Source organism: Brevundimonas viscosa, assembly GCF_900116065.1.
GTDB classification, from domain to species: Bacteria; Pseudomonadota; Alphaproteobacteria; order Caulobacterales; family Caulobacteraceae; genus Brevundimonas; species Brevundimonas viscosa.
Genome location: NZ_FOZV01000005.1, coordinates 87,099 through 107,111, shown reverse-complemented (window position 1 = coordinate 107,111; position 20,013 = coordinate 87,099). Strand labels below are relative to the sequence as shown.

The 20,013-nt window shown below is 70.9% G+C and carries 18 protein-coding genes; 10 read left to right on the top strand and 8 right to left on the bottom strand.

Annotation, left to right across the window (positions count from 1 at the left end; genetic code table 11):
* Position 1: 1 nt before the first annotated feature.
* The gene (locus BM333_RS10650; protein WP_245777237.1) at positions 2-481 is read right to left on the bottom strand and encodes a DUF805 domain-containing protein; all 480 of its coding nucleotides are present in this window, start codon (positions 479-481) and stop codon (positions 2-4) included.
* A 134-nt stretch (positions 482-615) separates the two neighbouring features.
* Between BM333_RS10650 and BM333_RS10645 the strand changes: the two genes are divergently transcribed.
* From BM333_RS10645 to BM333_RS10610, 8 genes are all read left to right on the top strand, one after another.
* Entirely contained in the window at positions 616-1,239 is a 624-nt protein-coding gene (locus BM333_RS10645; RefSeq protein WP_092311030.1) for a DUF2460 domain-containing protein, read from the top strand.
* Between the two features lie 23 nt (positions 1,240-1,262).
* Complete coding sequence (locus BM333_RS10640; protein ID WP_245777236.1) at positions 1,263-1,895, top strand: baseplate hub domain-containing protein; 633 nt, start codon at positions 1,263-1,265, stop codon at positions 1,893-1,895.
* On the top strand, positions 1,892-2,344 hold the full coding sequence (locus BM333_RS10635) for an NlpC/P60 family protein (protein ID WP_092311024.1): 453 nt from the start codon (positions 1,892-1,894) through the stop codon (positions 2,342-2,344). Before BM333_RS10640 ends, BM333_RS10635 begins: the two co-directional genes overlap by 4 nt.
* Entirely contained in the window at positions 2,345-6,052 is a 3,708-nt protein-coding gene (locus BM333_RS10630) for a baseplate multidomain protein megatron (protein ID WP_092311021.1), read from the top strand.
* Between the two features lie 90 nt (positions 6,053-6,142).
* Positions 6,143-7,051, top strand: coding sequence for a DnaJ C-terminal domain-containing protein (locus BM333_RS10625; RefSeq protein WP_092311018.1), 909 nt, complete (start codon positions 6,143-6,145; stop codon positions 7,049-7,051).
* Positions 7,051-8,202 (top strand): phosphoserine transaminase, encoded by a 1,152-nt coding sequence (locus BM333_RS10620; RefSeq protein WP_092311015.1) that lies wholly within the window; start codon positions 7,051-7,053, stop codon positions 8,200-8,202. Before BM333_RS10625 ends, BM333_RS10620 begins: the two co-directional genes overlap by 1 nt.
* An 83-nt stretch (positions 8,203-8,285) precedes the next feature.
* Positions 8,286-9,581, top strand: coding sequence for an adenylosuccinate synthase (locus tag BM333_RS10615; RefSeq protein ID WP_092311012.1), 1,296 nt, complete (start codon positions 8,286-8,288; stop codon positions 9,579-9,581).
* Positions 9,582-9,650: 69 nt separating this feature from the next.
* Positions 9,651-10,457: a response regulator gene (locus tag BM333_RS10610; protein WP_092311009.1), complete on the top strand. Its 807-nt coding sequence runs from the start codon at positions 9,651-9,653 to the stop codon at positions 10,455-10,457.
* A 33-nt stretch (positions 10,458-10,490) separates the two neighbouring features.
* On the opposite strand, the gene rpoH is transcribed toward BM333_RS10610, so the two are convergent.
* Positions 10,491-11,378 (bottom strand): RNA polymerase sigma factor RpoH, encoded by an 888-nt coding sequence (gene rpoH / locus BM333_RS10605; protein WP_092311006.1) that lies wholly within the window; start codon positions 11,376-11,378, stop codon positions 10,491-10,493.
* Between the two features lie 218 nt (positions 11,379-11,596).
* Positions 11,597-12,598 carry an RluA family pseudouridine synthase gene (locus BM333_RS10600; protein ID WP_245777235.1) on the bottom strand — a complete coding sequence of 334 codons (1,002 nt, stop codon included), beginning with the start codon at positions 12,596-12,598 and terminating at the stop codon, positions 11,597-11,599.
* A 125-nt stretch (positions 12,599-12,723) separates the two neighbouring features.
* Here BM333_RS10600 and BM333_RS10595 point away from each other — a divergent pair, with 125 nt between their 5' ends.
* Entirely contained in the window at positions 12,724-13,356 is a 633-nt protein-coding gene (locus BM333_RS10595; protein ID WP_092311003.1) for a DUF2799 domain-containing protein, read from the top strand.
* Between the two features lie 45 nt (positions 13,357-13,401).
* Here BM333_RS10595 and BM333_RS10590 read toward each other — a convergent pair whose 3' ends face one another.
* The 5 genes from BM333_RS10590 to BM333_RS10570 all read right to left on the bottom strand — a co-directional run bounded on the left by BM333_RS10590 (position 13,402) and on the right by BM333_RS10570 (position 19,242).
* Complete coding sequence (locus BM333_RS10590) at positions 13,402-14,427, bottom strand: class I fructose-bisphosphate aldolase (RefSeq protein WP_092311000.1); 1,026 nt, start codon at positions 14,425-14,427, stop codon at positions 13,402-13,404.
* Between the two features lie 99 nt (positions 14,428-14,526).
* Positions 14,527-15,723 carry a phosphoglycerate kinase gene (locus tag BM333_RS10585; RefSeq protein ID WP_092310997.1) on the bottom strand — a complete coding sequence of 399 codons (1,197 nt, stop codon included), beginning with the start codon at positions 15,721-15,723 and terminating at the stop codon, positions 14,527-14,529.
* 166 nt (positions 15,724-15,889) lie between these two features.
* A complete protein-coding gene (gene gap, locus BM333_RS10580; RefSeq protein ID WP_092310994.1) occupies positions 15,890-16,897 on the bottom strand; it encodes a type I glyceraldehyde-3-phosphate dehydrogenase in 1,008 nt (335 codons plus the stop codon).
* A gap of 120 nt (positions 16,898-17,017) precedes the next feature.
* A complete protein-coding gene (locus tag BM333_RS10575) occupies positions 17,018-18,529 on the bottom strand; it encodes an ATP-binding protein (RefSeq protein WP_143105809.1) in 1,512 nt (503 codons plus the stop codon).
* Complete coding sequence (locus tag BM333_RS10570; RefSeq protein ID WP_092310988.1) at positions 18,526-19,242, bottom strand: response regulator; 717 nt, start codon at positions 19,240-19,242, stop codon at positions 18,526-18,528. Before BM333_RS10570 ends, BM333_RS10575 begins: the two co-directional genes overlap by 4 nt.
* Positions 19,243-19,368: 126 nt before the next feature.
* On the opposite strand from BM333_RS10570, the gene BM333_RS10565 reads away from it, so the two are divergent.
* Positions 19,369-19,971: an EF-hand domain-containing protein gene (locus tag BM333_RS10565; protein ID WP_218151450.1), complete on the top strand. Its 603-nt coding sequence runs from the start codon at positions 19,369-19,371 to the stop codon at positions 19,969-19,971.
* The last annotated feature ends 42 nt before the right edge of the window (positions 19,972-20,013 follow it).

The following is a 20,013-nucleotide window of genomic DNA, read 5'->3' as shown; positions in this document are numbered from 1 at the left end:
TTCAGAGGCCCTTCGGATTGGGGCCGAAACGGTTGTCGCCTGGCTGGCTGTCGGTGAGACCGATCCAGAGCAGAAAGCCGAGACCCACGAGGAACATCAGGGCGAACAGGCCGAAGGCCGGACCGATCAGGGCCATGATCGCAGCGGGATCCTCGTTCTCGAGGGCGGACGCGTTCATGACTGCGCTGAAGCCCATCATGCTGATGGCGACGATCGAGCCGACGATTCCGACGACCCAGGGGATCGCCGCAAGCCAGCCGGTGTGGCCCATATCGTGGAGCCGCTTCACCGTAATGGCGAGGTTCGGCCAGATCAGCGCTATGGAGATCACGGCTCCGATCAGCGGAAGCCACCCCGCGACCACGCCCGCCCCGAGGCAGACGAGCCAGCCGATCCAGAAATGCGACCGACGGGTGCGGCCCTCGAACGAGAAGAACAGATGCTTCCAGTCGAAGCTCTGAACCTGGGTTGAAGAGTCCATGGTCATGCAGCGGCCCTCCCTGACACGCGGTTGCGGCCCGAACCATGACCGAACCCCGCTCGCCGGACAAGGGAACCCCTGCGGAGGCGTTCGGCGCCTGGCGCTTCCGGCGGTCTGTTCCGCGAGGAGACTAGATGAGTTTTCATGAGGTGAGGCTGCCGGCGCGACTTGCGTTCGGCTCGACTGGTGGAATCGAGAGGCGGACCGAGATCGTCACCCTGGCCTCGGGCTTCGAGCGCCGGTCCACGCCGTGGGCCGAAGGTCGGCGGCGTTACCTGATCGGCGCGACCCTGCGGTCGCTGTCCGACATGGCGGCCTTGACCGCCTTCTTTGAAGCTCGGAAAGGCCAGCTGTACGGCTTCCGGTTCCGGGACTTCGCGGATTACCGCTCCTGTTCCTCTGGAGAGGCTCCCGGGCCGACCGACCAGGCGCTTGGCGTCGGCGACGGATCGCGCACGTCTTTCCAGCTGGTGAAGCGCTACGGCGAGGGCGAGTCCGCCCTGCAACGCCGGATCTCCAAACCGGTGGCGGGGACGGTGCGGGTGACGGTCGACGGGCTGGAGACCGGCGCCTTCGGCGTCGACGACTCGACCGGCCTTGTGACGCTGGAGACGGCTCCGGCGGCGGACGTGCCCGTGTCGGCCGGCTTCGAATTCGACGTTCCGGTGCGGTTCGACACCGATCGCATCGAGGTGACGCTGGAGAGTTTCGAGGCGGGTCGGATGGCGGCTGTGCCGCTGATCGAGATTCGGGTCTGACCATGCGACATGTGCCGGAGGAAATGGCGGCCCGGATCGAGAGCGGAGCGGCGCCGCTGTGTCATGTCTGGATCCTGACCCGGCGCGATGGCGTGGTGTCGGGGTTCACTGATCACGACCGCGACCTGGACGTCGACGGCGTGCTGTGCCGCGCGGCGAGCGGGTGGACGGCAGGCGCGGTGGACGGGGAGATCGGCGGGACCTGCGGGACCCTCTCCGCCGCCGGCGGGCTGGATGACGAGGCGTTGCGCGCAGAGGATGTCGAAGCCGGACTGTACGATCGGGCCGACGTGGCCTTGTGGCGGGTCGACTGGCGACGGCCGGATCTGGGGGTGCGTTTGCAGCAGGCGCGCCTGGCGAGGATCCGCTGCGAGGGCGATCGTTTCGTGGCCGAACTGGAGGGGCCGCTGGCGGCTCTCGAACGCGTCGTCGGGCGAACCTGCGGCCGGGACTGCGACGCCGTGCTGGGCGACGAGCGCTGCCGGGTGGATCTCGCGACCTTTCCCGGCGCGACCTGTGACAGGCGCTGGGCGACCTGCACGGGCGTCTTCTCCAACGGCGTGAACTTCCAGGGCTTCCCCGACGTGCCGGGCGACGATTTCCTGACCGCGACGCCGGTCCAAGGCGGGCGCAACGACGGGGGGAGCCGGCGATGAGGGTCGTGATCCTGTCGGCCGCGCGCGGCTGGATCGGAACGCCCTACCGGCATCAGGCGAGCGTCAGGGGCGAGGGCGCCGATTGCCTCGGCCTGCTCCGCGGAATCTGGCGCGAGGTGATCGGTCCCGAGCCGGAAGCGCCGCCGCCCTATGCGCCGGACTGGGCGGAGGTCGGCGGCGAGGAAACGCTGTGGGCCGCCGCGCGCCGGTGGCTCCGGGAGATCCCCCTGGACCGGGCCGAGCCCGGGGATGTGCTCCTGTTCCGGATGGCGCCCGGCTGCCCCGCCAAGCATTGCGCGATCCTGAGCGAGGCGTGCGCGACAGGCGAGGCGCGGATGATCCATGCGTACTGGGGTCGCGCCGTGGTCGAGAGCTGGATGGGGAGTTGGTGGCGGCGCCGGCTGGTGGCTGCGTTCACCTGGCCTCTTGCCGAAAACGGAGCGGGCTGAATGGCGCAGATGGTGTTCGGGGCGGCCGGCGGCGCGATCGGCGGGCCGCTGGGAGCGAGCCTCGGGGCCATGCTCGGCGGCATGGTGGACAGTGCGGCGATCGCGGGCCTGCAGCCGCCGCGCCAGCGCGGACCGAGATTGCAGGAGCTCAAGGTGCAGGGCACGGCCGAGGGCGCGCCGCTGCCGTGCGTGTTCGGGCGCGCCCGGGTGACCGGCCAGATGATCTGGGCGGCGCGCTTCCTGGAGGGCCGGCGCACCTCCGCAGGCGGCAAGGGCGGGCCGCGGACGGTCGACTACGGCTATTCGCTCAGCTTCGCCGTCGCCCTGTGCGAGGGGGAGATCGACGGCGTCGGTCGGGTCTGGGCGGACGGCCGGCCGATGGACCTGACGGGCGTCACGATGCGGGTGCACCGGGGCGGGCCGGACCAGACGCCCGATCCGCTGATCGAGTCGATCGAGGGCGACGCTCCGGCCTATCGCGGCACGGCCTATGTCGTGTTCGAAGACCTGCCGCTCGGTCCCTATGGCGATCGCGCGCCGCAACTGGCCTTTGAGGTGTTCCGGCGTCCGCGGGGCGGCGAGCCGCGGCTTGGGGATCGTCTCGAGGGCGTGTGCCTGATCCCGGGAGCCGGCGAGTTCGTGCTGGCGACAGAACCGGTGATGCGTCGCGAGGGGCTGACCCGCACCAGTGCGGAGAACCTGCATGCCGGCGACGGGCGGCCGGACCTGGTGGTCTCGCTGGACCATCTGCAGGCGCAGTGCCCCGGGCTGAAGCGCGTCAGCCTGGTGATCGGCTGGTTCGGGACGGATCTGCGCGCCGGCGAATGTCTGATCCGGCCGGGTGTCGAGCGACGCGACAAGCCGACGGAGCCCCTGGTCTGGTCGGCGGCGGGACTGGATCGGCAGACCGCCCATCTGATCTCCGGAAGCGGCGGCGCGCCCGCCTACGGCGGCACGCCGTCCGACGAGAGCGTGCGTCAGGCCGTGGCCGAGCTGAAGGCGCGGGGGCTGGAGGTGACGCTGTATCCCTTCGTCTTCATGGACATCCCGCCCGGCAACGGCTTGCCGGACCCGTACGGCGGCGCCGAGCAGGCCGCCTACCCATGGCGCGGGCGGGTGTGCGGAAGGCCCGAGGGCGAGGCCGCCGAGGATGTGGCCGCCCTGTTCGGGACTGCCGACGGCTGGGGTCTGCGGCGGCTGGCGCTGCACTACGCCGGGCTCGCCGCGGAGACCGGCGCGGACGGCTTGCTGATCGGCTCGGAGATGCGCGGCCTGACGCTGACGCAGGACGCCGGCGGCGGCTTTCCCGCGGTCGCCGAGCTCCGGTCGCTGGCGGCGGAGTGCCGGGCCGTGGCGGGGCCGGAGGTCCAGCTGTCCTACGCCGCCGACTGGTCAGAGTACGCCGGACTGCGGGACGGCGGGGAGGTGGCTTTCCACCTGGATCCGCTGTGGGCCGATCCGGCGATCGATTACGTCGCCGTGGACTGGTACCCGCCGCTGGGCGACTGGAGGGGCGGCGACGGCGGCCTCGACGCGGCTTCATTCGGCGGGCCCGACGATCCCGCCTACCTCGCCGCGCAGGTGGCCGGGGGCGAAGGCTTCGACTGGTGGTACGCGTCCGAGGCGGACCGTGCGGCGCAGGTCCGGACCCCGATCGTCGACACGGCGCACGGCGAGGACTGGGTGTTCCGGGTCAAGGATCTCGTGAGCTGGTGGAGCCGTCCGCACCATGACCGGCCGGGCGGCGTGCGCGCCGGCCAGCCGACGGCGTGGGTTCCGGGCATGAAGCCGGTGCGGCTGACCGAGTTCGGCTGCGCCGCGGTGGACCGGGGCGGCAATGCGCCCAACCTGTTCCAGGACCCGAAGAGCTCCGAAGGGTCGCTTCCGCCGGATTCGACGGGCGCGCGCGACGACCGGATGCAAAGGCGGGCGCTCGAGGCCGTCCTCGCCCATTTCGCCGCCAATAATCCGATCTCGCCCGTCTACGGCGGACCGATGCTGACCGGAGTCGACGCCTGGTGCTGGGATGCGCGGCCGTGGCCCGCCTTTCCGGGCCGGGCCGACGTCTGGGCCGATGCGCCAGCCTGGCGCACCGGTCACTGGCTGAACGGCCGACTGACGGGAGAGGCGGACGACCTGATCGCGGCCATCCTGCGCCGGGGCGGCCTGACGGATGACATGTTCGAGGTGGCCGGCGTGCCTGATGGAATCTCCGGCTACCTCATCGACCGGCCGATGCGCACCCGCGACGCCCTTGAGCCACTGATCCGGGCCCTTGGGCTGACCCTGTCGGAGCGCGGCGGACGGGTGGCGGTGCGCGGCGTGGAGCCGCCCGCAGCGTTCCTGGCCGCCGATGACCTGGCCTTGCCGGAAGAGGGGACGGGCGTTCGCGCCGAGCGGGTGCTCGAAACGCCGCCGGCCGTTGCGCGCGTGCGCTTCATCGACGGCAATCGCGACTACCAGACCGGGGCCGAGAGCGTCCGCAGCGCGGCCGACGGCGGCGGCGTCGATCTGGAGCTGCCCGCCGTGTGCTCAGGCGCAACGGCGCGGGCGGCCGCAGCCCGCGCGCTCGCGGACGCCGCGGCAGAGACGCTGACCCTGCATCCCGGCCCGGTGGACGCCTTGCGGCTCGAGGCCGGCGACGTGGTCTCGCTGGAACTCCGCGGCGGCGACTGGCGGGTGGTCCGGCTGGATCTCGACGGGACGCCTTCAGCCATGCTGGAGCCCATCTCCGCGCCTGAAGCGGAAGCGGACGATCGCCTGCCTGCGGCGCCGGAGGCGGTTCCGGCTGCCGGAGCGCCCTTCCTCCGTCTACTCGACCCGCCGCCGCTGCCGGGCGCCGAATCCGACCTCCGGCCGCTGGCGGTGGTGGCTGCCGATCCCTGGAGGCCGATGCAGGTGCTGGCGGGGCCGGCTCCGCATGCCCTGACGGTGCGGGCGGAGGTGGCCGAGCCGGCAACCGTCGGAAGGCTGAACGAACCGCTGTCATCAGGACCGCGGCACCGCTGGGACGAGACCAACGCCCTGCTTGTCCGCCTCGAAGGCCGGGCGCCGCAGAGTCGCCCGGCGGATGCGGTCCTCGCCGGCGCCAATGTGGTGCTGGTCGAGGCCGGAGAGGAATGGGAACTGCTGCAGTTCCGCAACGCCGACCTGGTCGGCGGCGACGTGTGGCGGCTGACCGGGCTGCTGCGGGGACAGCAGGGTACGACGGCCGGCGGCGCACCGGCCGACGCCCTCTGCGTGATGCTGGACGGGCAGCTGCCGCGGGTGGACTCGCCGCCCGCCGAGCGAGGTCTGCCGCTGGTCTGGCGCGCGGGGTTGAGCGGTCTCCCGGCTGGCGGCCCCCGCTTCACCGAAAAGCTGTGGGCGGCGCGCGGCGTCGGGGTGCGACCGTGGAGCCCCGCCCATGCGCGCGCCATCCGCCGCGTGGACGGCGGCTTCGATCTGAGCTGGATCGCCCGTCATCGCCTGGACGGCGACCGATGGGCGGAAGAGCCGGCTCCCTCCGATCCGCTGCGGTTCAGGGTGCGGGTCCTGGGCGCCGAGGGCGAGTTGCGAATTTTCGAGGTCTCCGGAACGCAAGCCCTCTATCCGGCCTCGGAGGCCGTCGTCGATTTTCCGGAGGGCGCGGAGGCAGCCCGCTTCGCCGTCAGTCAGTGGGGCGACGGCTGGGGCTGGGGACTTGAATCGGAAGTGCGTCCGGGTTGAACGCGAGGCGGCGCCTTTGCGGAACGGCGGCGATGCCCTAACTGGAAGCTCTGTGTTTGGCGGGCGGCGGCCCAACGGAGCGACATTCGAGTGGCGGGCGATCCCTACAAGGAACTCGGCGTAGCCCGGGGCGCGAGCCAGGACGAAATCAAGAAGGCGTTCCGCAAGCTCGCCAAGGATCTCCACCCTGACAAGAACCCCGGCGACAAGGCGGCAGAGGATCGATTCAAGCGGGTGACAGCCGCCTTCGATCTGCTCGGCGACGCCGAGAAGCGGGCGAAGTTCGATCGCGGAGAGATCGACGCAGACGGGCGGGAGCAATTCCGCGGCTTCGGCGGCCCTCGCGGGGGAACGGGCGGCCCCGGGCAAGGTCCGTTCGGAGCAGGCGCCCGCGGCGGCTTCGAGAACATCGACCTCGACGAGATTCTGGGCGGCATGTTCGGCGGCGGCGCCCGTCCGGGTCGGGGCGGCTTCAGCGGTCGGGGCTCCGACGTGCGAGCGACGCTTGAGATCAGCCTCGAGGACTCGATCAGCGGGGCGACCCGGCGCATCCAGTTTTCGGACGGGCGAGTGCTCGATGTCGCGATTCCGAAGGGGGCGGCGGACGGGCAGGTCATCCGCCTGAAGGGGCAGGGCGCAGCCGGACGGGGCGGCGAAAATGGCGACGCCCTGATCGAACTGCGGATCGCGCCGCATCCGGTATTCACCCGCGACGGCGCCGATCTCAGCATGGATCTGCCCATCGCCCTTGCCGACGCGTTGCTGGGGGGGAAGACGCCGGTCCGGACGCCCGAGGGTACGGTCAGCGTGACCATTCCGAAGGGGTCCAGCTCGGGCAAGGTCCTGCGGCTGAAGGGGCGCGGGGCGTTCGCCGGCGGCAAGCGAGGCGACCTCCTGGCGCGCCTGATGATCATGCTCCCTGGTGACGAGGATCCCACTCTCACCAAATGGGCCCAGGGCGTGCGCGACAAGGCGCCGATCCGGCCGTTCCGAGACTGATGGCGAACCGTCCCAACTTGAAGCCGGCGCGGCCGTGGTTCTCTTCGGGACCGACGGCGAAGCGTCCGGGGTGGTCGAGCCAGACCTTGCCGCACGAACTGCTCGGCCGGGGCATCCGTGCGCCGGAGGTGGTGGCGCGGTTCGCCCACGGACTCAGGCTGACGCGCGAGCTGCTGCAGGTCCCGGCGGACTGGCAGGTGGTCTACGTTCCCGGGTCGGACACCGCGGCGGTCGAGGCGGCCCTGTGGTCGATGCTGGGCGAGCGGCCGGTGCAGGTGCTCGCCTTCGAGAACTTCGGGCAGGTCTGGGCGACCGACATCCGGGACCACCTTGGCCTTGAGCCGGAGGTGCTGACCGCTCCGTACGGGCGGTTTCCCGACGTTTCCCGTGTCGATCCCGCCAGCGACCTGGTTTTCCCGTGGAACGGGACGACCTCCGGCGTGCGGGCGCCGGGCGCGGACTGGATCGCGGCCGACCGCGAGGGGCTGACGATCTGCGACGCGACTTCCGCAGCGTTCGCCATGCCGCTGCCGTGGGCCCGGCTCGACGTGGTGACCTTCAGCTTCCAGAAAGCGCTGGGCGGCGAGGCAGGACTGGGCGTTGCGGCGCTGTCGCCGCGAGCGGTGGCGCGGCTGGACCGCTATGCGCCGCCGCGGCCTGTTCCGAAGGTGCTGCGCCTGCGTGACGCCAACGGTTTCGACCGGACGCTGGCGAGCGGATCAATGATCAACACCTTCTCGGTGTGGACCCTCGAAGACTGGATCGACGCCGTGGAGTGGGGACTCGCGGCCGGGGGGCTGGACGCGCTCGTCGCCCGGACGAACGCCAATGCGGCGGCGCTCGACGCCTGGGTGCGACAGGCGGACTGGATCGACTATCTGGCGGAAGACCCCGCGACACGGTCGACCACTTCGGTTTGCCTGAAGATCGTCGATCCGCGCGTCACGACGATGGACGAGCCGGCGCGGCAAGCCCTGGTGCGGCGAATGAAGGCGCTGGTCGAGGATGAAGGCGCGGCGTTCGATGTCGAAAGCCATCGCAATGCGCCGGCCGGCCTGCGCATCTGGTGCGGCTGCACGGTCGACACGGCCGACATCGAGGCGCTGACGCCGTGGCTCGACTGGGCGTTCGAGACGGCGATGGCCGAATAATCCCCGCGCCGGGAGGACACCCGACGATTCCGCCGCTATAGGCTGCGCCCGCATTCCGGAAGTCGGATCGGCGGAGAAGCATCTTGGCGAACGTGGCGGTGGTCGGCGCCCAGTGGGGCGACGAGGGCAAGGGCAAGATCGTCGACTGGCTGTCGAACCGCGCCGACATGGTCGTGCGCTTTCAGGGCGGCCACAACGCCGGCCACACCCTGGTTGTCGACGGCAAGGTCTACAAGCTGGCGCTGCTGCCCTCCGGCGTGGTGCAGGGCAAGCCGTCGATCATCGGCAACGGCGTGGTCGTCGATCCCTGGCACCTCGTGGCGGAGATCGAGAAGATCGAGGCGCAGGGCGTGGCGATCACCCCCGACGTTCTCACGATCGCCGACAACGCCTGCCTGATCCTGCCCGTGCACCCGGCGCTGGACGTGGCGCGCGAGGCAGCGGCGAGCGCGCCGGGCGCGCGCATCGGCACGACCGGCCGCGGCATCGGGCCGGCCTACGAGGACAAGGTGGGGCGGCGGGCGATCCGGGTCTGCGATCTCGCCGACGCCGACGACCTGAGGGTCAAGATCGACCGTCTGAGATCGCACCACGACCCCCTGCGAGCGGGCCTCGGGCTGGAGCCGATCGATCCCGCCGCCCTGCTGGCCCAGCTGCTCGAGATCGCGCCGAAGATTCTTCCCTATGTGAAGCCGGCGTGGAAGGTGCTCGATGAGGCCCAGAAGACCGGCAAGCGGGTTCTCTTCGAGGGGGCGCAGGGGGCCTTCCTCGACGTCGACCACGGCACCTATCCGTATGTCACCAGCTCGAACACCGTCGCCGGTCAGGCCGCCGCCGGCTCGGGGGTCGGCCCCAAGGGCGTCGGCTATATCCTCGGCATCGTGAAGGCCTACACCACCCGGGTGGGCGAGGGGCCGTTCGCCTGCGAACTGCATGACGCCGTGGGGGAGCATCTGGCGACGGTCGGCCGGGAGGTCGGGGTCAATACCGGCCGGGCCCGGCGCTGCGGCTGGTTCGACGCCGTGCTGGTCCGCCAGTCCGTGGCGATCAACGGCATCGACGGCATCGCGCTGACCAAGCTGGACGTTCTCGACGGCCTGACGACGCTGAAGATCTGTGTCGGATACCGCGTTGGCAATCGCGTGCTGGACTACCTGCCGTCGAGCCTGAAGGCTCAGGCGGCGGCGGAGCCGGTGTTCGAGGAGCTCGAGGGCTGGAGCGAGAGCACAGCCTCGGCCCGCAGCTTCAAGGACCTGAACGCCAATGCGATCAAGTACGTGCGCCGGATCGAGGAGCTGATCGGCGCGCCGGTGGCCTTGCTGTCCACCAGCCCGGAGCGCGACGACACCATCCTGATGCGCGACCCGTTCCAGGGCTGACGCTCCACCACAGCGTTCAAGTCGCCTTAACCCTGTCCTGTCATTGAACCGGGAGGTGGAGGGTTCTGCGTGTTTGCTGTCGATCATCGCCTTCTGGCCCGGCTGGAGCCGGTGACGAAACGGGTCCTGATCGTGGACCCCAACACGCATGCCGCCCGCCTGCTCACGGATCTCATGAAGGCCTTGGGGGCGCGCGAGATCGCGGTCGAGGCGGCGGACACCCGGGCCATGAAGGCCGCCGCCGCCCTGGAACCGGGCATCGTCTTCACCGAGCGGTCCGGGCCGGGTCTCGACGGCGAGGCGTTGGCTCGCCGCTTGCGGCGTTCAGACCTGCCGTGCCGCCGCGCGCCGATCATCATGATCTCGGCGGAGGCGACCGCATCGACGATCCTCGGCGCGCGCGATGCGGGCGTGCACGAGTTCCTCCGCAAGCCGTTCACCAGCGCCGATCTGCAGCGGCGGGTCGAGAACGTCGCGCTGAAGCCACGCGACTGGGTCGAGGCGGTGGAATACGTCGGGCCCGATCGACGGCGTTTCAATTCCGGCGAGTACAGCGGACCGGGCAAGCGGCGCAGCGACCGGGCCGCGACGGGGGCGGCCGCCCTGGCGGCGGCGAAGGACCAGGCCATGCGCATCCTGGCTTCCGCCCTGGACCAGTTCGATCGCGACCCGATGCAGGCCGTCCGCGCTATCCGCGAACAGGCGTCGGCCCTCAAGGCCGTGGCGATGAAAGGGGCGGACTCACGGCTGGCGGTGGCCGTCGGCGCGCTGGAAGTCAGCCTCGCCTCGGGGCCGGCGACCAAGGCCACCCTGTCGGCGCCGATCGGCGGTCTGCTGGCGATGCACCAGGCCGAGCCCATGAAAAAGGCGGGCTGAACGCCCGCCTCCTTCCCTGTCGAACGGCCTTAATCAGGCGTTGACCAGGTTCCGCTCCTCGGCCGCGGCGCGCATCGCCTTCTGAAGCTTCTCGAAGGCGCGCACCTCGATCTGACGCACCCGCTCGCGCGACACGCCGTACTGCCCGGCGAGCTCCTCGAGGGTGACCGGATCGTCCTTGAGCCGGCGCTCGGTGAGGATGTGCTTCTCGCGGTCGGTCAGCTCCTCCATGGCCTCCTGCAGCAGGCTCATGCGGATCGACTTCTCCTCGTCCTCGGCCAGCTGGGTCTCCTGCGAGACGGCCGTGTCGTCGGCCAGCCAGTCCTGCCACTCGCTCTCGCCGTCGGCGCGCAACGGCGCGTTCAGCGAGGCGTCGCCGCCCAGCCGGCGATTCATGTCGATGACGTCCTGATGGGTCACGCCCAGCTTGGTGGCGATCGTCTCGACGTGATCCGGATGCAGGTCGCCTTCCTCAAAGGCCGAGATCTGGCTCTTGGCCTTGCGCAGGTTGAAGAACAGCTTCTTCTGCGCCGCCGTGGTGCCCATCTTCACGAGCGACCAGCTGCGCAGGATGTACTCCTGGATCGAGGCGCGGATCCACCACATGGCGTAGGTCGCCAGGCGGAAGCCCTTGTCCGGGTCGAACTTCTTCACCGCCTGCATCAGGCCGACGTTGCCCTCGGAGATCACTTCGCCGATCGGCAGGCCGTAGCCGCGATAGCCCATGGCGATCTTGGCCACGAGGCGAAGGTGCGAGGTGACGAGGCGGTGCGCGGCTTCGGGGTCCTGGTGCTCCGACCAACGCTTGGCGAGCATGAACTCCTCGTCCTTGCTCAGCATCGGAAACTTGCGGATTTCCGTCAGGTATCGCGACAGTCCCTGTTCAGGCGACATCACCGCGAGCGATCTGGTAGCAGCCATGTGGTCCCTCCGACCAAAAGTAACGAGCGGGCCCTGCGGCGTCGGCCACGCACGTGCGCCGGCGTCTCGCCCCTCAACCGGTGAGATAGGTTCGGGTTTCCGTCTTTGTCAGAGGCGGATCGTCACAGCAAAGCGTGACCGTTGCCCCGGCGCCACTGCACCGAATGTGGCTCCGTATACCTCATAGTCAGTCCTAAATCAAGACGCACTTCGAACCCTCAGAGATCCGACAACTTCTCTTCCAGAGCGCGCATGTCGGCTGGCGGGGCGGTCTGGAACCTCAGCGCCTCACCGGTGACCGGATGGACGAAACCCAGCACCGCGGCGTGCAGCGCCTGGCGCTGCAGTCCCGCTTCGGCGACCGCGGCTCTGACCGGCGCGGCCGGACTGCCCGAGCCATACACCGGATCGCCAAGGATCGGCGCGCCCCTGGAGGCGAGGTGGACGCGGATCTGGTGGGTCCGCCCCGTGTGCAGGGTGCAGGCGACCCGCGCCGCCATGGGCGTCCCGCCCGCCTTCGCGGGGACGCCGAACATGGCCTCCACCACATAGTCGGTGATCGCATGGCGCCCGCCCGAACGCAGCACAGCCATCTTCTTTCGATCCGAGGACGAGCGTCCGATCAGGGTCTCGATCCGCCCCCTGGGCGGCGTCGGCGCCCCGCGGGTCAGGGCGATATAGGTGCGCTCGATGTCGTGGGCGCTGAAGAGCGCCGAAAGGCCTGCGTGGGCCCGGTCCGACTTGGCGGCGACCATCACGCCCGAGGTGTCCTTGTCCAGCCGGTGCACGATGCCCGGGCGGGCGACGCCGCCGATCCCGGACAGGCTGTCGCCGCAGTGGTGCAGCAGGGCGTTCACCAGCGTGCCTGTCTCACATCCGGGTCCCGGATGCGCCGCCATGCCCGCGGGCTTGTCGATGACGATCAGGTCGTCGTCCTCGAACAGGAGGGTCAGCGGAATGGCCTCGGGAAGCGGATCCGCCGGGGCGACCGGGGGAACCGCCACCGAATACAGACCCGCGGCCGCCTTCGCCGACCCGCCTGAGACCGGCGTCCCGTCGCGGCTCACTGCGCCGGCCGCCAGGAGGGCCTGCAACCGTGCTCGCGACAGGTCCGGAAAGGCCCCGGCCAGCGCCTTGTCCAGCCGCATCCCGCCGGTCTCGATCCGCGCCTGCAGCACGACCGGTTCGTCGTCTTCGGTGATCAGGGGTTCGTCGGACAAGAGCAGCTCCGCCGCCGGCGGGCGGTGACCCGTCTTGCCTGACGGCCGCTCGCGGGGTCAACGCCGGGGCTTTCCCAACGGCTCAGCTTGGGGCAAAGGTTAACGGTCTTTCGGGGGAGGGGCCCATGCGCGCCATCTTGTCTGCAGCCGCGCTTGCGGCAGTCGCCCTGGGGGTGGGCAGTTGCGCCACCATGAGCGAGGAACAGTGTCTGGCAGGCGACTGGGCCGGCCAGGGCTTCTCCGACGGAGCGGCCGGCTACGCCATGAGCCGTCTGGGCGAGCACGCCGAGGCCTGCGTCAAGCATGGCGTGGTTCCTGACGACGCGGCCTATCGCGCGGGCTGGAGCGACGGCGTCCTGCGCTACTGCACGATCGAAAACGGCTTCCGGGTGGGAGCGCAGGGCGGCGGCTACGCCGGCGTCTGTCCCGCGGACGTGGAGCGGGATTTCCTGATCGCCTACGAGGACGGCCGGGTCATCCATCTCGCCGAACAGGCGGTGTCGGAAGCCCGGAGCCGCATCGACAGCAACGCCTACCGGCTCGAGGAGCTGGACGACAAACTCGACGCCAAGCAGCGTGAGCTGCGGGCCGAGAGGCTCACCGACGCCGAGCGGGACGTCATCCGCAACCGCATCCGCGAGCTGCGGCGCGAGCGGGAAGACACCGAGCGCGAGTGGCGGCGGGCGCAGCGCGAACTCGACGACGCCGAGGCGCGGGCCCGCGATGTGCGCTGGCGGATGGAGTCGCGTTACCGCTGACGATGAAGACCGGGGAGACCGGACGGCCCCCCCGGCGCCGGCGGATCAGGCCGCCTTCTTCTCCAGCGCCTGCTCCCACTGGCCCAGCGAGGCGAGGCCGTTCATGCGGGCGCGGTGGTGGAAGGCCTCCTGGCAGGCCACGGCGTTCTCCGCCTTGCCCGACCAGGCCCGCTGCGGCGCCGCCTGCAGGGCGCGGCCGTACGAGAAGGTCATCTTCCACGGGAAGCCGCCGATGCGGTTCATGGCGTCGAGGTGGGCGGTGGCCTGCTCGTCGGTCTGGCCGCCCGACAGATAGGCGATGCCCGGCACCGCCGACGGCACGGTGGCCTTCAGCGCGGCGATGGTGCGCTCGGCCACTTCCTGCACCGAGGCCTGACGCCGGGCGCCCTTGCCCGAGATCACCATGTTCGGCTTCAGTATGATGCCCTCCAGGGCGACGCGCTGCTCGTACAGCTCCTGGAACACCGTCTGCAGGGTCCAGCGGGTAACCTCGTCGCAGCGGTCGATGTCGTGGGCGCCGTCCATCAGCACCTCAGGCTCGACGATCGGCACCACCTGCTCCTGCTGGCAGATGCGGGCGTAGCGGGCCAGGGCGTGGGCGTTGGCCTTGACGCAGCCCCAGGTCGGCACGCCGTCGGCGATGTCGATCACGGCGCGCCACTTGGCGAAGCGGGCGCCCCGCTCGTAGTGGGCGCGGACGCGCTTGCTCAGGCCGTCGAGGCCCTTGGTCACCGTCTCGCCGGGGAACCCGGCCATCTTGGTGGCGCCCTTGTCGACCTTGATGCCCGGGATCGAGCCGGCGGCGGTGATCAGGTCGACCAGCGGCGTGCCGTCCTTCGCATCCTGGTACAGGGTCTCCTCGAACAGGATCACGCCCGAAATGTGCTCGCGCATGGTCTGCTCGGCCCGGAACAGGCACTCGCGGTAGTCGCGGCGATTGTCCTCGGTGTTCTCGACCCCGATGGCGTCGAAGCGCTTCTTGATGGTGCCGGTGGACTCGTCGGCCGCCAGAATGCCCTTGCCGGGCGTGACCATCGCCTCGGCCACCGCGTTGAGCGCCGCCAGATCCATGAGTGCCTCCTCGAGCCTGTTGTTTCGGGGTCATCTAGCCCCCTCCACGCCCGAAGTCACGCATTGTTACAGCAGTTTCGCCGCACTCCTGAGCAAGCGTCAGGCGCGCAGAGCCTCGACTCCCGGCAGGGGCTTGCCCTCCATCCATTCGAGGAAGGCGCCGCCCGCGGTCGACACGAACGTCATGTCGTCGACGACCCCGGCGTGGTGCAGCGCCGCCACCGTGTCGCCGCCGCCGGCCACGGCGATGATCGCCCCGGTCCTGGCCAGCTGGGCCGCCGCCTGGGCCGCCTTGACGGTGGCTGCGTCGAACGGCGGGACCTCGAACACGCCCAGCGGTCCATTCCAGATCAGGGTGCGCGACAGGGCCATGGCCTTGACCAGCGCCTCGACCGTCAGCGGGCCGGCGTCGAGGATCTTCTCGTCGTCGCCGATCTCCTCGCGCGCCAGAACGGTGCGGGTCTCGACGTCTGGCTTCAGCTCGGTCGCCACCACCACGTCGCGCGGCAGCAGGATCTCGCAGCCCTTCGCCTCCGCCTCGGCGAGGATCTCGCGCGCCGTATCGGCCATGTCGCGCTCGGCCAGCGAGCCGCCGATGTCGACGCCCTGCGCGAACAGGAAGGTGTTGGCCATGCCGCCGCCGATGGCCAGCCGGTCCAGCTTGCCGACGAGGTTCTTCAGCAGGTCCAGCTTGGTCGACACCTTGGCCCCGCCGACGATGCCGAGCACCGGCTTGACCGGCGTTCCGAGCGCCTTGTCCAGCGCCTCCAGCTCGCGCCGCATCGACTCCCCGGCGTAGGCCGGCAGCAGGCGCGCCAGTCCTTCGGTCGAGGCGTGGGCCCGGTGCGCCGCAGAGAAGGCGTCGTTGACGTAGATGTCGCCCAGTTCGGCCAGCTGCGCGGCGAAGGCGGGGTCGTTCTTCTCCTCGCCGGCGTGGAAGCGGACGTTCTCCAGCAGGATCACGCCGCCGATTGCGAGATCGTCCAGCGCCGTCTTCGCCTCCGGGCCCACGCAGTCGGGGGCGAACTGGACCGGCGCGCCCAGCACCTCGCACAGCTCGTCGACCACCTGCTCCAGGCTCATCGACGGCACCCGCTGGCCCTTGGGCCGGTCGAAATGGGCCAGCAGGGCCACCTTGGCCCCGGCGTCGCGCAGCCGCTGGATGGTCGGGACCGCCGCCCGCAGCCGGGTGTCGTCGGTCACCCGCCCGTCCTCCATCGGCACGTTGAAGTCCACGCGGACGAGCGCGGTCTTGCCGCCGAGGTCGCGGGCGTCGTCGAGGGTGCGGAAGGTCATGTGCGTCTCCTGTCTCCTCCCCGTCGCGCAGCGATGGGGAGGTGGCGCGACGCGCCGGCGCGTCGTGACGGAGGGGCCGCCGGCCCCGGATTCGGTGCGGCGAGGACCCCTCCACCGCTTTGCGGTCCCCCTCCCCATCGCTGCGCGACGGGGAGGGGACGCAACATCAGAGGAACTTCGCCATCACCAGCGCGGTGTCGCTCATCCGCGTCGCGAAGCCCCACTCGTTGTCGTACCAGCTCAGCACCCGGGCCAGCTTGCCGTCGACCACCTGGGTCTGGGGCAGGGCGGCGGTCGACGAGGCCGAGACGTGGTTCATGTCCATCGACACCACCGGGTCCATCGTCGTGTGCAGCACGCCCTTCATCGGACCGTCGGCGGCGGCCTGCAGCGCCGTGTTGATTTCCTCGACCGACACCTCCCGGCCCGCCACGACCTTCAGGTCGACGACCGAGACGTTCGGGGTCGGCACGCGGATCGACGAGCCGTCCAGCTTGCCCTTCAGCTCCGGCAGCACGAGGCCCAGGGCCTTGGCCGCGCCGGTCGAGGTCGGGATCATCGACAGGCCGGCGGCGCGGGCGCGGTACAGGTCCTTGTGCATCGTATCCAGCGTCGGCTGGTCGCCGGTGTAGGCGTGGATGGTGGTCATGTAGCCGCGCTCGATGCCGAACAGGTCGTGCAGCACCTTGGCCACCGGGGCGAGGGCGTTGGTGGTGCAGCTGCCGTTCGAGACGACGATGTCGTCGGCGGTCAGGGTCTCGTGGTTGACCTTGTAGACGATGGTCTTGTCGGCGCCGTCAGCCGGGGCCGAAACCAGCACCCGCTTCGCGCCGGCCTTCAGGTGCGCCGAGGCCTTGTCCTTCGAGGTGAACAGGCCGGTGCACTCCATGGCGATATCGACGCCGAGGTCCTTGTGCGGCAGCTCCTCCGGATTGCGGATGGCCGTGACCCGGATCTTGCCGGTCCCGACGTCGATCCAGTCCTCGCCGCTCTCGACCGTGCCGGGGAAGCGCCCGTGCACCGAGTCGTACTTCAGCAGATGGGCGTTGGTGGCCACCGGGCCCAGGTCGTTGATCGCCACCACCTCGATGTCCTTGCGGCCGTGCTCGGCGATCGAGCGCAGGACGAGACGGCCGATGCGGCCGAAACCGTTGATGGCGACGCGGACGGTCATGGGGCGGGCTCCTGGAAGCGGGGTTTGTGGTTGGCGCTTCAATGGAACCGGCGGCGCGGGGATTCAACCCCGCGGCTGTAACAAGGCGTGATTGACTGTAACGCTTGGCCGAATTGCGTGTCAGCGGTTCAGGGGCAGGGCGAGCCTGGCTGCGAGCCCGCCTTCCGGGCGGTTGCGCAGGGCCACGTCCCCGCCCGCCGCCCGGGCCGCCTGCCGCGCTACGGTCAGGCCCAGCCCGGCGCCGCCGGTCTCGCGGTTTCGCGACCGCTCCCCTCGCTGGAAGGGCTCGAACACGGCCTCCAGCTCGCCTTCCGGCAGACCGGGCCCCCGATCCTCGATCTCGACCACGGCCGATTCGCCCTCTGCGAAGGCGCGGACCCGGGCGTCGCCGCCGTACTTCACGGCGTTGCCGATGAGGTTGCAGAGCGCGCGGCGCAGGGCGGCTGTGTCGCCCGTCACGGACAGGGCGGCTCCGCCCTCGAAGGCCACCGCCGCCCCCGTCTCGGCGAAGCCTCGCGCGCAATCCTGCGCGAGCGCCGCCAGATCCAGCGCCTCCCGGGCCTCGGGCCTCGCCTCGCCGCGCACGAAGGCCATGGCCTGGCCGATGAGGGCGTCCATCTCCTCGATGTCCGAGGCCATCCGGTCGCGCACCGCATCCGGCGCCTGCTCGGCCCGGAAGCGCAGCCGGGTCAGAGGCGTGCGCAGGTCGTGGGCGATCGCCGCCACCGTCTGGGTGCGCTGGCGGATGTGGTCCCGCAGCGACGCCTGCATGTCGTTGAACGCATGGATGGCGGTCCGCACCTCGCGGGGGCCCGAGGGCTTCAGGGGCGACGCCTCGGGGTCGGCGCCCAGCCGTTCGGCGGCTTCGGCGAACGCCCGGATCGGCCGCGTCAGTCGCCGCGCCATCCACCACACCAGCGGCGCCAGCAGCAGCATGGATATGCCCAGCGCCAACAGCAGCCGCATCTGCCACGGCGACAGCAGGTTGCGCGGCGGCTCGACCGTGGCCCAGCGCCCGTCCTCGAGCTGCAGCGAGGCGGAGAAAGGCGCGAACGTCAGCCGGTCCGTCATCACGGTGAAGTGCCGCGTCTGCTCGCCGACCACGACGGGCGCCCCCGCCGCCAGTCGCCCGTGCACCTGGGCATGCAGGCGGACGGCGGCGGCCGGCGCCTGCGCCGTCGCCTCCTGACCGGCCGGCGCGCCCGGCACGATCACGTCCTCGCCGCGGCGGACGAAGACGAGGTTCTCGACCGGGCGTTCGCCCCGCCGGCCCGGGCCTGGCCCGGGAAAGCGCCGCATCGGCGCCTCGATGGAGACCGCCACCCGCTCGATCGGGACCTCGAGCCTGTTGGCCAGTCCGCCGCGGATCGCCAGCGCCAGCGGATTGCGTTGGTCGGCCTCGCTGCGGGACACCGGGCGATCGGTCAGTCGACGGCGCAGCGGTCGCCCGTCGGCGGTCTCCGCCGCCTCGCCCTCCAGCGCCCGGGCGGCGTCGGCGATGCTGATCCCCGCCGGCCGCGGCTCGGGCGCCAGGACGATCACGGCGAAGGCCACCGCCTGGGACATGACCACGGCCAGCGCCGCAAGGGCGCCGACCTGGACCACGACGGGCAGGGAGGACGGCCGCCTCACGCGGCGCCCCGGCGGCGCTCGACCCGGACGTCGAACATGTAGCCCTCGCCGCGCAGGGTCTGGATCATCTCCAGCCCCGAACCGTCGTCCAGCTTCTTCCTCAGCCGGCTGATCTGCACGTCCATGGCCCGGTCGAAGACGTCGGCGTCGGCCCCGCGCGCGCGCTCCAGCAGCTGTTCGCGCGTCAGCACCCGGCCCGGCCGTTCGGCGAAGGCCTTCAACAGCGCGAACTCACCGGCCGACAGGGCGACCAGTTCGCCGTCGGGGCGGATCAGTTCGCGGCGGAGCAGATCCAGCCGCCACCCCGCGAACAGCAAGGCCGGGCCCTCGGCGGCTGTTTCCTCGCGGGGCCGCCGGAGCACCGCCCGCACCCGCGCCAGCAGCTCACGCGGATTGCAGGGCTTGGCCAGATAGTCGTCGGCCCCGAGCTCAAGGCCGATGATCCGGTCCGTGTCCTCGCCCATGGCGCTGAGCATGACCACCGGCGGGCCCTTTCCGGCGATGCGCCGGCACACCGAGAGGCCGTCCTCGCCCGGCATCATCAGGTCCAGCACGATCAGGTCGGGCACCCGCGCCGCCAGCGCCCGGTCCATCTCCGCCGCCGAGGCGGCCCCGGCCGTCTCGTAGCCGTGCCGGCCCAGGTAGTCGCACAGCACCTCGCGGATGCCGGGGTCGTCGTCGACGACGAGGATGCGCTGCGGTTCCGTCTGCATGCCGCCATCATGGCCGAGCCGGCGGTCGCCGTCATTTCAGCGCTGAAACATTGGATCCCGCGTCTGAAACACGGCGGCAAGGGCAGGGTGGTCGACTTCGCTCAACGACAACGGAGTCGAAACCCCATGCTCACCCTGATCGCCCTGTCCGCCGTCCTGCTGCAGGAACCGCCTGCGCCGCCGTCGCCCCCCGAGGCGCACACCCGCTTCATGATGATGGGGCCGCACGGCCACGCCGCCATGGACCGCGACGGCGACGGCCAGGTGACCCGCGAGGAGTTCGCCACTCCGATGAATGAAGCCTTCGCGCGACTGGACCGGGACGGCGACGGCCGCCTGTCGGGCGAGGAGCTGGCCAGCCGTCACGGCGACCGCGAGCACGACGTCATGATCCTGCGCGGCGGCGAGCCGGGGATGCACCGCTTCGAACTGCGCCGGCACGACGGCCCCTCGGCCCCGGGCGAGCGCCATGAGATCGTCATCCGCGGCCCCGGCGGAGAGGGTGGGCCGCACGTCTTCCACTTCGACTCCGGCGACGGCCACGCCGCCGCCCGGATGGACGCCGACGGCGACGACAAGGTCAGCGAGGCCGAGTTCACCGCCCGGCTGCGCGAAGCCTTCGCCCGCATGGACGTCGACGGCTCCGGCTTCCTCGAAGAGGGCGAGCGCGGCGGCGACGGCGAAGTGCGGGTCATCACCCGCCGCCTCGAGCGGCGCGAGGCGGAGTAATCGTCCGGCGACTTCGTGATTTGGCGTGGCGAGGATCGGCGC

Bases quoted from the DNA above. Each gene is read 5' to 3' on its own strand.
- BM333_RS10635 (WP_092311024.1), top strand. From the start codon at position 1,892: ATGAGGGTCGTGATCCTGTCGGCCGCGCGCGGCTGGATCGGAACGCCC.
- gap (WP_092310994.1), bottom strand. From the start codon at position 16,897: ATGACCGTCCGCGTCGCCATCAACGGTTTCGGCCGCATCGGCCGTCTC.
- BM333_RS10630 (WP_092311021.1), top strand. From the start codon at position 2,345: ATGGCGCAGATGGTGTTCGGGGCGGCCGGCGGCGCGATCGGCGGGCCG.
- BM333_RS10645 (WP_092311030.1), top strand. From the start codon at position 616: ATGAGTTTTCATGAGGTGAGGCTGCCGGCGCGACTTGCGTTCGGCTCG.
- BM333_RS10640 (WP_245777236.1), top strand. From the start codon at position 1,263: ATGGCGGCCCGGATCGAGAGCGGAGCGGCGCCGCTGTGTCATGTCTGG.
- BM333_RS10565 (WP_218151450.1), top strand. From the start codon at position 19,369: ATGCTCACCCTGATCGCCCTGTCCGCCGTCCTGCTGCAGGAACCGCCT.
- BM333_RS10620 (WP_092311015.1), top strand. From the start codon at position 7,051: ATGGCGAACCGTCCCAACTTGAAGCCGGCGCGGCCGTGGTTCTCTTCG.
- BM333_RS10585 (WP_092310997.1), bottom strand. From the start codon at position 15,723: ATGACCTTCCGCACCCTCGACGACGCCCGCGACCTCGGCGGCAAGACC.
- BM333_RS10590 (WP_092311000.1), bottom strand. From the start codon at position 14,427: ATGGATCTGGCGGCGCTCAACGCGGTGGCCGAGGCGATGGTCACGCCC.
- BM333_RS10570 (WP_092310988.1), bottom strand. From the start codon at position 19,242: ATGCAGACGGAACCGCAGCGCATCCTCGTCGTCGACGACGACCCCGGC.
- BM333_RS10595 (WP_092311003.1), top strand. From the start codon at position 12,724: ATGCGCGCCATCTTGTCTGCAGCCGCGCTTGCGGCAGTCGCCCTGGGG.
- rpoH (WP_092311006.1), bottom strand. From the start codon at position 11,378: ATGGCTGCTACCAGATCGCTCGCGGTGATGTCGCCTGAACAGGGACTG.
- BM333_RS10650 (WP_245777237.1), bottom strand. From the start codon at position 481: ATGGACTCTTCAACCCAGGTTCAGAGCTTCGACTGGAAGCATCTGTTC.